A 14,367-nucleotide genomic window follows, 5' to 3' on the forward strand; every position below is an offset into this window, starting at 1 on the left:
AGATAGACAAATTTTTAAATGTAACAAATTTTATTACAGTTAAATTTTTCTTAAAGGATTAATTTATCCAGATCCAGCAGCAGATAATTGATATTTTGGTTAATTGTTCGTGTTGCCGACTGCATCTGATTGAGCATTGCTGCGCGGTTATGAAGATCATCTGCTCTGTAAAACCCTCCATCACTAAAGATGACAGACTGGTCGGCTTCTATCTTACTGTCATCAAACTGATAATGCAGCCACCTTTCCTTCATATTGCCAATAATAGAATGCGTTTCTTTATTGGAAAATTTCTTCTCCGTATACATATACCAAATGAATGGCGGAAAATTCGGGGACTCCAACTTTTCTTTCCAGATATCTCTCAGAAGATTTCTGTGATGGATAAATTCTACCTTTTTCCCTTTCGGATTAAGAGTGGCAAGACCAAAACCGGCTCCTACAACACCCCCACCAATATCAATCGCATTACTCCATCCCTCATCTGAAACAATCCCACCTGCAATAGAAGCGGCTGCTCCTGTCACAATGGAATAGAGGATCATTTTATTATTTCTGGAATCATTAAGGTTATCCACATAATTCCCGATCTGTGCTACCCTTTCGCCTTCACAATCGAATTCTGCAGCCACTGCATCCAGTTCTGTAAGCGCAATGGTGATTTTACTATTGATTTTGCTTTTAAGCTGTAAGACTTTAACCTGAGCGGTTATGGAGGAATCTTTTTTCAGGTCAATGATTTTATGAACTTCATCGAGATTATCCAAAGCATTCAGAATAAGAATACTCTGATCAGAAAATAGTTCCTTCAGTTCTTTATTGGCTGCTAAAATAGAATCAGAATTATATGATGGAACTCTGTTGCTGTAGTTATACTTAAAAGGCGCCTTACAATAGCTGTCTTTCAAAGTAAGGATATTCTGCCTGATGACCTGATTCTTTTTGGAAACACAGGAAGTCAACAAGCTGAATATAGCCAAAAGGTAAAAGAGTTTTTTCATTCAGTTTATATTTTTTCTTTGTGTGAAAACGTTGGGTAATTGCAAAGGCGTAAAGAGATTTAATGGTTTACTCTTTTTAAGACGCAAAAAATTTATCTCCGATAAAATTTAAAACTGCATATTTTGTACACCATCTTTCGGGGTTCCCTGAAACCTTAAAAAATTACAACAATCTTTATTCTTTGAAATTGATCAGCACGAATATAATACAAATAAAAAAATTTACCCGAATCCGGGTAAATTTTTTAAGCTATTTTTAAGCAGGATTATTTGATATCTAACAATTCCACTTCGAAAACAAGGGTAGAATTAGGTCCGATTTCTTTGCTGATCTGCTGATCTCCGTATGCTAAATGCGGAGGAAGGATGAGTCTCCATTTACTTCCAACAGGCATTAACTGAAGGGCTTCTGTCCATCCTTTGATTACCTTATTTAAAGGGAAAGATGCAGGAGTTCCTCTTTTTACAGAGCTGTCGAATACTTTTCCGGTGATTGTCGTTCCGTGGTAATGGCATTTTACTGTGGATTTAGGACCTGGTTTTGCGCCATCGCCTTCGGTAATGATTTCGTACTGTAAACCGCTTGGCAATTGTACAACACTTTCTCTTTTACCATATTCCATCATATATTCCTTACCGTCGTTAAGGTTCTTTTCTGCCAGTTCTTTTTTCTTTTTAAATAACATATCTGCTACTCCCATTGTTGATATTTTTTACAAAGATAGGGGTTTTGTAGAGAATGGAAGAGGGAAGCCGAAGGATAGGAGTTATGGTGGTGGGTGATGGGGTACGAGTTATGGGTTTCGGGGTTTTAGTTGCGAGTTTAAAGGGCAATGTATAATGTATAATGTATAATGTATAATGTATAATGTATAATGTATAATGTATAATGTATAATTAAAAAATAAATTTAAAAGTCTTCCGGTTAAAGGGTAACCATAAATCCTTCCATCTTCCTCCTTCCACCTCCCCTCCTTTCACCTAAATCACAGAGTAGCAACAACTTCTGCCCGAATCTGCCTATCTGCCTTAAAATTCAAATAATTTTAACATTGGGTTAACGCAGATTCCGAAACTTGGCGTTATAATTGAATTTAAAAACTAAATGCCACAACCACTAAAATATAATAAGGAATTTGATGAGCTTACCGAAGAGGAAAAAGAACTTCTGGAAATCAATAAAAAGACGATTGCAGATTTCGTTGAACAATCATCTTCCATAAGCGATGTCAACTATGCCACCAGAAATGCCCACGCCAAAACTTATGCTGCCGCTGAGGGTACTTTTTTTATCGACAAAAACATTCCTGAAGATCTTCTTCCGTTTTTTGACAACGAAAAATTTGACCTTACCATCAGGCTTTCCAATGCGAACCTGAAGATTAAAAATACGGGAAAAGATATTCCTGCTTACGGATTTGCCGTCAAAATAAAAGACGAGAAAGGCGGATTGATCGCGAATTTTCCTTTGGTTAATTTTCCTTTATTCCCCACCAATTCGGTTTCTCATTTTTTGAAACTATTTACTGCTGTCAACAGGTTTTATATTAAAAAATGGAGCAGTTTTTTTTCGCTGACAGCGCAGGCTGCAAAAGTAATCCCTTATGTTTTCACCCTCTCGTTTGCCAGAAACATTTTTAAATTATTAAGTAAAAGGAATGATTTTATTCTGTCTTTTGATTATCATTCTGTGGGAGCTTATCGTCTTGGAGACCACATGATCAAGATAAAACTGGTCCCAAAATCTGTAGACAAAAATTTCGGCAGAAAATTAAAAATGAAAGAAGCTCTGAAAAGCTATTTCCAGGATCATGATTACGCAGCAGATGTTCTTATCCAGTTTTGCTATAATCTTAAAGATCAACCCATCAACAAACTGAATGTGGAGTGGAAAAATTCTCCTTTTATTAAAATCGGGGAAGTGAAAATAGATAAAGGCCAACTTCCGGATGCACGGGGCTGTACCAATGAACTGCTTTCATTCAATCCATTTGAAAGCAAGATATTTTTCCAGCCTGTCGGAAAGATACAGAAACTGCGTGATGAGGCTTATAAAGTATCTGTACAGACGAGGAGGAAAATTAATAAGCTGCTGCATGGAGTAACGTAAGTTGCCGTTGTGAATAGTAATTTTTAGATGGTTTGGTGAATTTTTAAAAATAAAAAAGGCTTTACAGATTGTAAAGCCTTTCAATATAATAGGGTTTTGTTGTTCTTATTTTTCTAATTTCTCTTTTTCCTCATCTTCCTTTTCAGGGAACATAATGGATAAAAGAACAGAAAGCAATAACACTCCTCCTACGATTCCCAATGAAACCGGAGACGAAATATGAATCCATGGTGCGATCAACATTTTTACCCCGATAAATGACAGGATAATAGCCAGTCCGTAAGAAAGCTTGCTGAACATGTGGATAAAATTCGCCAATAGGAAATATAATGATCTCAATCCTAAGATGGCGAAAATATTGGATGTATACAGGATAAACGGATCATTGGAAATGGCGAAAATCGCTGGAATAGAGTCTACCGCGAAAAGAACATCGGTAAATTCAATAACCCCAACCACTACTAAAAGCGGTGTTGCCATCTTGATTCCGTTTTGAATTGTGAAGAATTTATCCCCATCATAATTATCGGAAACTTTCCAGAAGCTTTTGATCAGCCTTGCTCCTGCTGTATTGCTGTAATCTTCATCATCATCGCCGTCTCCGTCACCCCAGGATTTGATCCCGGCATAGACAAGGAACAGACCGAATAGGGCCATTACCACGTTGATTTGTACTGCCTTTCCGAAAACATTCATTTCAGGAAGATAAGTCAGGTTAATAAGTCCTACCCCTGCAAAGATAAATATCGCCCTGAATACCAATGCCCCAATGATTCCCCAGAAGAGAACTTTATGGTGAAGGTATTTCGGAACTTTAAAGAATCCGAAAACTAGGATGAATACGAATAAGTTATCCACAGAAAGGGCTTTTTCGATCCAGTAAGCTGCCTGATACTGCGTAAATTTCTCTACGGCTATAGCATGACTTCCAGGGCTTCCGTCTGTATTGAAAACCCAATACACTACTCCGGAGAATATCATGGATAATGAAATCCATACGATAGACCAGATGGTAGCTTCTTTGGATGATACTTCATGGCTTTTTTTGTTGAATACTCCTAAATCCAGGAGTAGCATGATAACCACTGTTACCGCAAATCCCCACACCAAGCCCGGGTGCAATTCTAAAATACTTTGATGTTCCACTTCAGTTTATGTTATTATATGATAAAAGCAATAGATGTACAGTATGCACAAATATTGCTAATTTTTAATATTTTTTATTTGAGATCAATAGATAAAATAAGTTTTGGCTAAAGCCTGTAAAACTATTCATTTTTTCCGAACGAACCAAAGCTCATTCTTACTGATTATCCATTGATTATAAATAGTTGGCCTGAACCGTCTGGATCGTCTGTTCCAGTTTTCTATCTGAAGTAGGATCTCCGATCGCATTGAACTTCCATTCGCCGTTTCTTTTATAGAAAACTCCCATTACCATGGCAACGTGTCCTTTGAAAGAAGCATCGTTGGCGATATCATATTTAGCGAAAACCTCTCTTACGTTCGTAGGAGTTCCTTCATAGATACGGATCGAAGCAAAAGGAATCGTTCCGAAATCCTGTCCCTGGTAGCTGTTCAGTACCAATGCAACGTGCTCTACATTAGGCTCCAGCTGGCTGAAATCTACTGTGATCACTTCATTATCTAATCCATCATCTCCGTTTACATCTCCGGTAAGGTCGTCACCACTATGTTTTACAGAACCGTTTCTTGATTTCAGGTTTCCGAAATAAATGACTTCGGTAAGCGTTTTGTTTGAATCAAATAAAATACAGCTTCCATCTAAGTCTACTGCTTCTTTTTTGGTTCCGAAAAGCCCTTTTTTCTCAATTGCTCCCCAGTTGATTCCTACACAAGCTTGGGTAAGATCAGCACCGTTTTCCTTTTTCAGGTTTATTCTTTGACCTTTTTGTAAGTTAATAGCCATCTTTTTATGTTTAGTATGTTATTTATTTTTCGCAAATGTGCCAGAGCCTATTTGCTATCAAATTCCGTATTAATTATTATTCAAATTTAAATTAAGCATCGCGCGCAGGATATTCGTTTCTTCATCAAAATCAAATATTTTGCTCATAATGTCTATATTTTCAAGGTTTTTAAGATAATCTTTCAGCACATTTTCCACTTCTGCGGGAATCGTTCGTTTCCTTTCGTTGATGGAGTTTTCCAGCAGTTCATTTTTTCTTTTCAGCTGGTTGATGATGGCACTTTGGTTCGACTGGTTCTCGGAAACATCCAGTTTTTCAAGATCTCCATCGAACAGGTAAAGCTTTTTATCATCGATACCGAAAATAAAATGGTCATCAGACTGAAATATTTTGAAAAGCTCGTACTCATTGGTCCCGATCAGATAACCGCAGACAAACCGTACTTTAAAACTCTGGATATTCAATCTCCCCAAAAGCTTCCTTTCTATCGTATAGTCTTTATACTGATAAGCTGGAAAAGGCTGGGATTTCAACTGCTCTTCATCCGTACTTGTTCTGTAAAATTCCTGTCCGTATTTTTTATGGAAATACAGGACATTGTTCCAGTCTGCTGTAAAGATATCTTCTGTAAGATCCTTATAGAGCATTTTCAGATGTTGGGAAAATATACCGCTGTACATCTTCCGATCGGTCTGAAAACTGTCTACACGTCTTTCTTGAAAACCTTCAATATATTTACTATTAACGTCAATTTCATTAAGGACAGCCAGCATATCATTTTCTTTCTGACGTTTTATTTTTGTCAGCAGTTCAATGAGGCTGTCGGTATACTGCAGGTGGAAAAGTTCAAGCTTATTGTAGTCCAGAGCGGTATTTTCCTGGAACAAATTATGGATGATATCTGTTTTGATGTAAATAGATATGATGTCAATATGTTCAAAAAAATTAGCCAGAAGTTTAAGCTTTGTTAATCTTCTTCTGCTCTGAGACATTATGGCTGCCGCATCATCTCCCACCTTGATATTCTGTTAATTAACCTCTGACGTTAGCTTTTAATTCATGCTCCAGTGTCTGAAGATCCTGATCCAGTTTTCTTCTGCCTTCAGCACCTTGTTTTTGGATCTGCTTCACTTCATTCAATGTATTGATCAGCATTGAAGTCGTTTCTCTCAATGTTTCTACAGATACGATTGTTTGTTCGTTCGCTCTGGCTACATTCACTGAATTCTGGCCCAAACGTTCTGCATTTTTCTTCAGAATTGCTTCTGTAGTAGAAGATACTTTCTGCTGGATCTCGATATTCTGCTGTTGTCTGTACATCGCTACCGCTAGTGAAAGCTGATTTTTCCAAACCGGAAGTGTTGTGGTAAGGATCGTCTGTGCCTTTTCAGCGATAGAAACGTTGTTATTCTGTACCAGTCTGATCTGTGGAAGTGACTGCATCATAATGATACGCACTACTTTAAGATCAGCCATTCTTCTGTCTAATCTTGCGATAAAATCTCTTTTATCAGCAATCTGATAGTCCTGATAGGTCTGCGGATCCGCTTCCATTTGAGCTAACTCTCCGGCTGCTCTTTCCATTCTTACATTTCCGGCGATGACCAAATCTTCAATTGCCTTAATGGAATTCACATTGCTCTCAAAAATAGTCTGAAGAACCGCATTATCTTTAGTAGAAGTGATAATTCCCGCATTTACTTTATGAGCGATCTGCTCGATATTGTTGATGATCTTATCATATTTCGTGAACAAGTTTTCCACCTGCGTCATGACCTTTTTCATGAACGGGATCTTGCTCAGGAAGCTTTTCACTTTATTTTGCTGAAGTTCATCAACGTCTACATAGTTAAGCTCTACCAATAAATCATTGATAAGCACTCCTACTTCTCCTGAGTTGGATCTTCTTACATTCCCTAAGAAACTGTCACTCTGGTTGGATAAAGTTTTCTGAAGCTCTGCTCCATAGTTCACGATGGAACCAGGATTGGTCTCATCGATAGAATTTGCAAGAACTTCATATTTCTTACGCTCTTCTATCTGTAAATGAGTCAGATTTACATTCCCTTCTTTGTCCACAAGAACCGCCGGTGCTGTATTTTGTACAGGCTGGCTCGGTGGAGCCATCGGAGCAGGTTCAAATGTTTTAAGAGGTTCAATGGATCCCATTGGATCTATGGGTTGATTTTCCTGATTGTCCATAATTACTTTTGATAAATTGATACGAATTTGTCAAGGCCGTCTCTCTGACCTGCCCCAACAGCTTCAAATTTCCATTCTCCGTTCTTGTTGTAGATTCTTCCGAATTCCACAGCAGTTTCAATAGAGAAATCTTCATCTAATTCATATTTCAGAATTTCTTCGTTTGTTTCTGAGTTGAAAATTCTGATGAAAGAATTTCTTACCTGTCCGAAGTTCTGCTTTCTTGCATCAGCATCGTGGATCGTTACCACTACTGTAATTTCCTGAATCGCTGCATCGATTTTTGTAAGATCGATCTTGATCTGCTCATCATCTCCTGAACCTTCACCGGTAAGGTTGTCTCCTGTATGGATCACAGATTTATCCGGAGATTCTAAATTATTATAGAAAATAAAGTGACTGTCTGAAACCAGTTTTTTGTCCTCACCCAACAAAAATAATGAAGCGTCAAGGTCAAAACCTGTTCCTGTAGAAGTATTATTGATATCCCATCCTAAACCTACAGTAAATTTAGGTGCGTTAATGTTTTCTCTCTGTCCTTTTTGTAAGTTAATAGCCATAATAGAGTTCCGTTTGTGTTAAAGTATTGATGTTATTTTCGTATTCTTTTATTAAATGATAGTTATTGCTGATCGCCAGCTCCAGAAGCAGGTCCATCTGCTCCTTTTTTACTTTAGACGTAAGATAGTCAAAATTACTTGAATCCAGGCCTAAAATATATTTCACGATCCTTGTGTTGAATTCAAAACTTGGCTTTGTCATTACTTCTGCGACGTGTTTGATATTCTTTACCGCATAATAATTAAAGAAGTTTTCAATCTTGGGATCAAGGTCAAAATTCATCAGTTCCGCATAATAGAGGAACATAAAATCTGCCTCCACTTCATATTCGTTCAAAATCCGGTTCACCGTATACTCGTGGCTTCCTGTGATTTTTATATCGTCTATAAAAATACAAAGTTTTCCGCGTAAAAAATCTTTATCGATATAATAAGTATCATTGGCGATCAGATTTTTCCGGTCTTCAAAATTAAGGTTCCCATAATCCGTGATATACGTGTGATTACGGTTGATCTTAGATAAAATACTGGATTTTCTTCCTTTCTGAAACAGGTACAGATCCAGATGCTTTTTAAAGAAAAAACATAAAAAATTAGAAGCCGTAGGAATGGCCATATACGGACTTGGAAGAACTACTATCTCTTTTTCTGTGTTTAAAAGTTCTGCATGTTCTGCGATAAATCCGTTGAATAATTCTTTAGCAAACTTCTCAGCATACGACTTATCGCCATACTTGAAATAGCTGTATTCCGCGGGTGAAAAAGTAAACTCATCCGCTGAATGAATGGGGTGTAAGCTGTATCTTTTATTCATACAATTTAGTGTTTAAGTAAGTGTGCACTGAAACCGAAATCTTTTGCTCCCTTATAATCTGCCACGGGATTGTCTCCGATATGCAGGATACGGTGCATGGGAAGATCCTGGTCCTTAAGGTTATTTTTTACTTCCTGAAAAATAAGAGGATTGGGTTTGGAAATATTAATCTCATCAGAATAAATATGGAAATCTATGTACGGGTCCAGTTCTTCCTGGATCAGAAATTTCCTCATCGTTCTGCCTTTGATAAATCCTGTATTGCTTAAAATATTAACTGTCTTCCCTTCATTTTTAATCTGATCAAAAAACTCTTTTATGTTTTCGAAAATGACAACAGGCTTATATTCTAAAAAGAGTTCTTCGCTTTTCAGATAAAATCCGTCTAATTTTTCTTTATCTAACTGTTTTACATCTAGATCCAGTGAGCCCAGAATCAGCAAATACATTTCATAAGTATCAATATTGCCCCCTGTCACTTCATTGATCGTATTACACAGATCATCATAATATTTTACAACTTTCGCAACTTCAGAAAGAGGTTTGTCAATATTAAAAAACGAGGTGAACAGCTCAACTCTTTTTGTTTTAAATTCAGGGTGAGATTTGATTAAGGTAAGCCACAAATCAAAAGAAAAATGACAGTGGTTGTGAATGTCGATATCCGTTTTCAATAGTTTTAAGTTAAAAGTTTTATTTAGCTTTCTTGAAAAAGATTTAAAATTATTTAATCATCAACAAGTGTTTAACTGGGTATTCTTCCCAAAGATAAAATTTTTCTTAGAAAAGCATTACGTACTTCTCTGTTTTAAGAAATTTTTATGAATTTTTACTGATTTCCCTACCCGTTTCGGTCGGGCTTAACAATTTGTTTAAATTCAATTATTAAAAAAAACTCAAAAAAATTTTTGCCAATTAAAAAATTTATCTAATTTCGCAACCGATTAAAAATCAACAATGTCAACAACAATGATAAATATAATAACTTTAAGTAACCCTGTGAGAGCTGTGTACTCTGGCAGCAATCAATATTTATCTGAATAGTTCCTTAGATCTTTTATTACTAAAAATATATTGAAGACCTATCTATTCAGATGGGTCTTTTTTGCTGCCTAATTTTCAGACCTCAAAACGAGAAGAATACCTAACCGTATTCTTAAAATCAACAATTTAAATTCAGCAAAATGAAATATAACACAAGAAATATAGGAATCATAGCACACGTAGATGCAGGAAAAACCACTTTAACGGAAAGGCTTCTTTATTACACAGGCCTCATTCATAAGATCGGAAATGTAGATGATGGAAATACGACTATGGATAAAGACATCCAGGAGAGAAACAGAGGGATTACCATTTCATCCGCGGCAGTTTCTACACAATGGGAAAAAGGAGAAACAGTATATAACATCAATATCATCGATACGCCCGGACACATTGATTTCGCAGTAGAAGTCGAACGTTCTTTAAGAGTTCTGGATAGCGTCGTTGCTGTTTTTTGTGCCTCATCAGGAGTTCAGCCACAAACCGAAAATGTTTGGTTCCAGGCTGAGAAACACGGAATTTCAAAAATATGCTTCATTAATAAAATGGACAGGATTGGAGCAGATTTCTTTGCTGTTGTCAAGGAAATTGAAACGAAACTGAATGCAGTTCCTATGGCTCTTCAAATCCCGATTGGAGCTGAAGACCAATTTGAGGGAGTGATTGATTTAATCAGACAGAAAGCTTTGTACTGGGCCGATGAAAACGGGGAAACCATTATTGAAAAGGAAATCCCTGAGGATCACAAAGCGGATGCTGATGAATACAGGATGAAATTAATGGAAACCCTTGCGGAACACGATGAAACGTTCTTTGAGCTTTTCATGGATACTGAAAACAGGATTTCTGAGGAAATGATCACTGAAGCTTTACAAAAAGTTTGCAGATCAGGTGCTGCGGTTCCGGTCCTCTGTGGTTCGGCATTTAAAAATAAAGGCGTACAGCCTCTTCTGGATGCGGTCGTCACGTATTTCCCGGCACCGGATCAGCTTCCTGCCGTTCAGGGGAAAGATCCTGAAACAGAAGAAGCGGTGGAATTGGTAAGAAATGAAACGGAATCTTTTTCAGGTCTTGTTTTTAAAGTCGTGATCGATAAACATATGGGAAGGCTTGCCATGCTCCGTCTGTATTCCGGTACGATAAAATCCGGCGATATGGTTCTGAATGTGAGAACAGGTGAAAGTTTCAGGATATCGAGAATTCTGAAGATGCAGTCTGATAAAACCTTATCGATAGAGGAAGGAAAAGCGGGTGACATCGTTGCTTTAACAGGAATAAAAGATGCTAAAACAGGAGATTCTTTATCAGCGGTTGATCAACCTGTACTTCTTGAAGCGATTACCATTCCTGCTCCTGTTATCCGGGTTTCGATAGAGCCTAAGACGAACAGTGACGAGAAATCTTTCGGTTTAGTTTTAGCTAAGATCCAGGAAGAGGATCCGTCTTTGGTGGTTGAAAGAGACCGACAAACCGGAGAAACTTTATTGAGTGGTCTGGGTGAGCTTCACCTTGAGGTCACTCTGGAAAAGATCCGTCTGAATCATGGTATAGAAGTCAATCAGGGGAAACCTAAAGTGTCTTACCGTGAGATTTTAACGGAAACGAGAACCCACAGGGAAAAGCTTTCGAAGCAGAATGGTGGAAGCGGACAGTTTGCTGATATCACTTTTGAAATGGGTCCCAGAGAGCATAACGAACCGGGATTGGAATTCATTAATCTTATCAAAGGAGGGGTTATTCCTGGTGAATTTATTCCTTCTGTAGAAAAAGGGTTCAGAGAAGCCATGGAAAACGGACCATTGAAAGGTTATCCTCTGGAAAGTATGAAGATCAGACTTCTGGATGGTTCTTTCCATGCTCAGGATTCTGCAGCGTATGATTTTGAAAATGCCGCGAGAGACGGATTCAGAGCGGCTGCTTTAACATGCAGTCCTAAGCTTCTGGAACCGGTCATGCAGGTTGAGATCCAGAGCATTGAAGAGTACACGGGCGCCGTAACTGCTGATATCAACCGAAGAAGGGGAATTATTTCGTCCATTGATGAAAGATCAGGAAGAAAGATTTTCACCGCGGAAGTTCCGTTGGCCTCTACGTTTGGATATATTTCCGATCTGAGAACTCTGACAAGCGGAAGAGCTTCGATCAGCATGAAACTTTCGCACTATGCTTTAGTGCCTGATTTTATTGCGAATACATTAATAACCTAAAAAACGAGGGCTGTAAAGTGATTTTACAGTCCTTGTTTGGTTATTGCAGGGTGAAATGTGAATGGTCAATTGTGAATTTTGCGTACTATTTAACCACAAAAGTCACAAAAGGTTACGCTTTTAAACACTTTAGACCACTTTAGTTTCAAAAGTTTTATCATCCTGAAAATAATAAGATCACATAAGAGAAAATCAGAGATTTTCATAAAACTTTAATGCACTTTATAAGTAAAATACATTCAACTTAAAATAACCAAAGTGTTTGAAAAAACTTTTGTGACTTTTGTGGTTGATGTTTTGCTTTCCACAGATTTCTCAGTTGAAACAGATTTTTAAATTTCTGAATCTCTAAATCTTTTAATTTTTCAATCTTAATTTTTCATTAATTACCTCTCCGGCATCACTTTATACGTAGGATCTTCCTGGATATTCACTTCAATCACTGCTTCTGCATTTTTCAGCATTTTACGGCAGTCTTCACTGAGGTGACGCAGATAGAGCTTTTTGTTTTGCTGGCTATAACGTTTAGACAGTTTATCCAGGGCATCAATGGCACTCATATCCACGATGCGGCTTTCCTTAAAATCTACGACTACTTCATCCGGATCATCCATCAGATCAAATTTATCCATGAATGCAGTTACTGAACCAAAAAATAAGGGACCATATATTTCATAATGTTTCACTCCATTCTCATCGATGGATTTTCTTGCACGAATCCTTTTTGCATTATCCCAAGCAAAGACAAGAGCAGCTATAACAACTCCTACCAGTACGGCAAGAGCAAGGTTATGAAGGACAACCGTTATCAGAGCTACTGTAATTCCAACAAATATATCAGACTTCGGCATTTTATTGGCAATCCGGATAGACACCCACTGAAATGTGCCTATAGCGACCATCATCATGACACCTACCAGTGCAGCCATCGGTATTTTTTCAATAAAAGGAGCTCCGAATAAGATGATCATCAGGATCATGACTGAACCGATAATTCCGGACAGTTTGGCTCTTGAGCCTGCATTGAGATTCACCAATGTTTGTGCTACCATTGCACAACCTCCCATTCCTCCGAAAAATCCGTTGGTGATATTAGCTATTCCCTGCGCCACTGATTCTTTATTGGCATTCCCTTTCGAATTGGTAATCTCATCCACCATAGACAATGTCAAAAGAGATTCGATAAGACCTACCCCAGCCATCACCAAAGCATAGGGAAAAATAATCTGCAGCGTTTCCAAAGTAAAAGGAATCTGAGGAATATGGAAACTTGGAAGGCTTCCACTGATATGGGCAATATCTGCTACTGTTTTCGTAGGAATATTAAAACCCAAAACCACTGCAAAAACTACGATAATGGCAACCAGAGATGCAGGAACTGCTTTTGTGATCTTTGGAAAAAAATAGACAATAGCAATCGTAAGAGCTGTTAATCCAGCCATGATATACAAAGGTGCTCCCTGAAGCCAGCTGGACACTCCGGTACTGTCTGTGATTTTAAACTGCTCGACCTGGGCCATAAAAATAATGATGGCCAAACCATTCAAAAAGCCGTACATCACAGGCTGCGGAATAAGCCTGACAAATTTTCCCAGCTTAAAAAACCCAACCAGCATCTGGAATATTCCGGCAAGAGCAACAGCTGCAAAAAGATATTCTATCCCGTGGGATTTTATCAAAGCAATCAATACAACAATAGTAGCTCCTGCTCCTCCTGAAACCATTCCGGGACGGCCGCCCAAAACTGCGGTGACGATTCCCATCATAAAGGCTGCATACAGCCCGGTGAGCGGAGAAAGTCCGGCCAGGATCGCAAAAGAAAGGGATTCGGGGATCATGGTCATAGCGACTGTGAAGCCCGCCAGAAGTTCGTTCTTATAATTTATTTTTTTCGAGAAATCGAATAAGCTTATGGTATTTTTCATTGAACTGCAAAGGTATATACTTGAGGAATGGAATACAATTAGTATTTTTTTCTTTTTTTTGATACAATTCGAAAATTTTAAAATAATTCACATATACGTGTATTTAATATGTTAATTTTAATTAAATTTTGCATTTAAGGAGATTTTTTATCCCTTTTTGAGAATTAGGTTCTATTTTTTATTTAAATTTGAAAACGAACAAACAGATTATTTACTATTCATTAAAAAATGTACCGATGCAAAGGTCTGTTTACACTAAGGTCAATAGTTAAAAATATTACGAATAAAACTGCATGAAAGAGCTTTAATAGGTTATATATTATTCTTACAGCAAAGAAGTCTGAAGCATGGAAGAGATCAATTGAATAGGAATACCGCAAAAAGAAATGGAAGACAGAAAGTATTCTTAAGACCCATAAATAACCTGAAAACTAAATGATCGGCAGATCGCCTTACAAACTGCCGGCTATACAAACACCAGGTATAGCACTGAACTTAATATTTCCCTTTTTGCTGTCACTGAGATTTTCTTAGTGTAATTTTATTTTTCAAACAGTCTGCTCATTCACCATA

12 protein-coding genes are annotated in these 14,367 nt (G+C 37.6%); 2 read left to right on the forward strand and 10 right to left on the reverse strand.

Features of this window, described 5'->3' with window-relative positions; genetic code table 11:
* Nucleotides 1-50 precede the first annotated feature (50 nt).
* Both NZD88_RS06040 and bamJ read right to left on the reverse strand, forming a co-directional pair.
* Nucleotides 51-1,001, reverse strand: coding sequence for a hypothetical protein (locus tag NZD88_RS06040; protein ID WP_259828212.1), 951 nt, complete (start codon nucleotides 999-1,001; stop codon nucleotides 51-53).
* 266 nt (nucleotides 1,002-1,267) lie between these two features.
* The gene (gene bamJ / locus NZD88_RS06045) at nucleotides 1,268-1,702 is read right to left on the reverse strand and encodes a BamJ family beta-barrel-assembly machinery protein (protein WP_169236576.1); all 435 of its coding nucleotides are present in this window, start codon (nucleotides 1,700-1,702) and stop codon (nucleotides 1,268-1,270) included.
* Nucleotides 1,703-2,106: 404 nt separating this feature from the next.
* On the opposite strand from bamJ, the gene NZD88_RS06050 reads away from it, so the two are divergent.
* Nucleotides 2,107-3,111, forward strand: coding sequence for a catalase family protein (locus tag NZD88_RS06050; RefSeq protein WP_259828213.1), 1,005 nt, complete (start codon nucleotides 2,107-2,109; stop codon nucleotides 3,109-3,111).
* A gap of 105 nt (nucleotides 3,112-3,216) precedes the next feature.
* Here NZD88_RS06050 and NZD88_RS06055 read toward each other — a convergent pair whose 3' ends face one another.
* The 7 genes from NZD88_RS06055 to NZD88_RS06085 form a co-directional block, all read right to left on the reverse strand.
* On the reverse strand, nucleotides 3,217-4,257 hold the full coding sequence (locus tag NZD88_RS06055; protein ID WP_169236569.1) for a TerC/Alx family metal homeostasis membrane protein: 1,041 nt from the start codon (nucleotides 4,255-4,257) through the stop codon (nucleotides 3,217-3,219).
* 175 nt (nucleotides 4,258-4,432) lie between these two features.
* On the reverse strand, nucleotides 4,433-5,041 hold the full coding sequence (locus NZD88_RS06060; RefSeq protein WP_169236568.1) for a TerD family protein: 609 nt from the start codon (nucleotides 5,039-5,041) through the stop codon (nucleotides 4,433-4,435).
* A gap of 69 nt (nucleotides 5,042-5,110) precedes the next feature.
* Nucleotides 5,111-6,058 carry a hypothetical protein gene (locus NZD88_RS06065; protein ID WP_259828227.1) on the reverse strand — a complete coding sequence of 316 codons (948 nt, stop codon included), beginning with the start codon at nucleotides 6,056-6,058 and terminating at the stop codon, nucleotides 5,111-5,113.
* Between the two features lie 16 nt (nucleotides 6,059-6,074).
* Nucleotides 6,075-7,244 (reverse strand): toxic anion resistance protein, encoded by a 1,170-nt coding sequence (locus tag NZD88_RS06070; protein ID WP_259828228.1) that lies wholly within the window; start codon nucleotides 7,242-7,244, stop codon nucleotides 6,075-6,077.
* Nucleotides 7,245-7,246: 2 nt separating this feature from the next.
* Entirely contained in the window at nucleotides 7,247-7,804 is a 558-nt protein-coding gene (locus NZD88_RS06075) for a TerD family protein (protein WP_169236566.1), read from the reverse strand.
* A complete protein-coding gene (locus NZD88_RS06080; RefSeq protein WP_169236565.1) occupies nucleotides 7,794-8,618 on the reverse strand; it encodes a phosphoribosyltransferase family protein in 825 nt (274 codons plus the stop codon). Before NZD88_RS06080 ends, NZD88_RS06075 begins: the two co-directional genes overlap by 11 nt.
* A 5-nt stretch (nucleotides 8,619-8,623) precedes the next feature.
* The gene (locus NZD88_RS06085; protein WP_259828238.1) at nucleotides 8,624-9,292 is read right to left on the reverse strand and encodes an HAD family hydrolase; all 669 of its coding nucleotides are present in this window, start codon (nucleotides 9,290-9,292) and stop codon (nucleotides 8,624-8,626) included.
* Nucleotides 9,293-9,802: 510 nt separating this feature from the next.
* On the opposite strand from NZD88_RS06085, the gene fusA reads away from it, so the two are divergent.
* Nucleotides 9,803-11,869, forward strand: a complete 2,067-nt coding sequence (fusA, locus tag NZD88_RS06090; RefSeq protein WP_259828240.1) for an elongation factor G — start codon at nucleotides 9,803-9,805, stop codon at nucleotides 11,867-11,869.
* Nucleotides 11,870-12,255: 386 nt separating this feature from the next.
* Here fusA and NZD88_RS06095 read toward each other — a convergent pair whose 3' ends face one another.
* Nucleotides 12,256-13,794 carry a SulP family inorganic anion transporter gene (locus tag NZD88_RS06095; RefSeq protein WP_259828242.1) on the reverse strand — a complete coding sequence of 513 codons (1,539 nt, stop codon included), beginning with the start codon at nucleotides 13,792-13,794 and terminating at the stop codon, nucleotides 12,256-12,258.
* Nucleotides 13,795-14,367 lie beyond the last annotated feature (573 nt).

The organism is Chryseobacterium pyrolae, assembly GCF_025153485.1.
GTDB classification, from domain to species: domain Bacteria; phylum Bacteroidota; class Bacteroidia; order Flavobacteriales; family Weeksellaceae; genus Chryseobacterium; species Chryseobacterium antibioticum.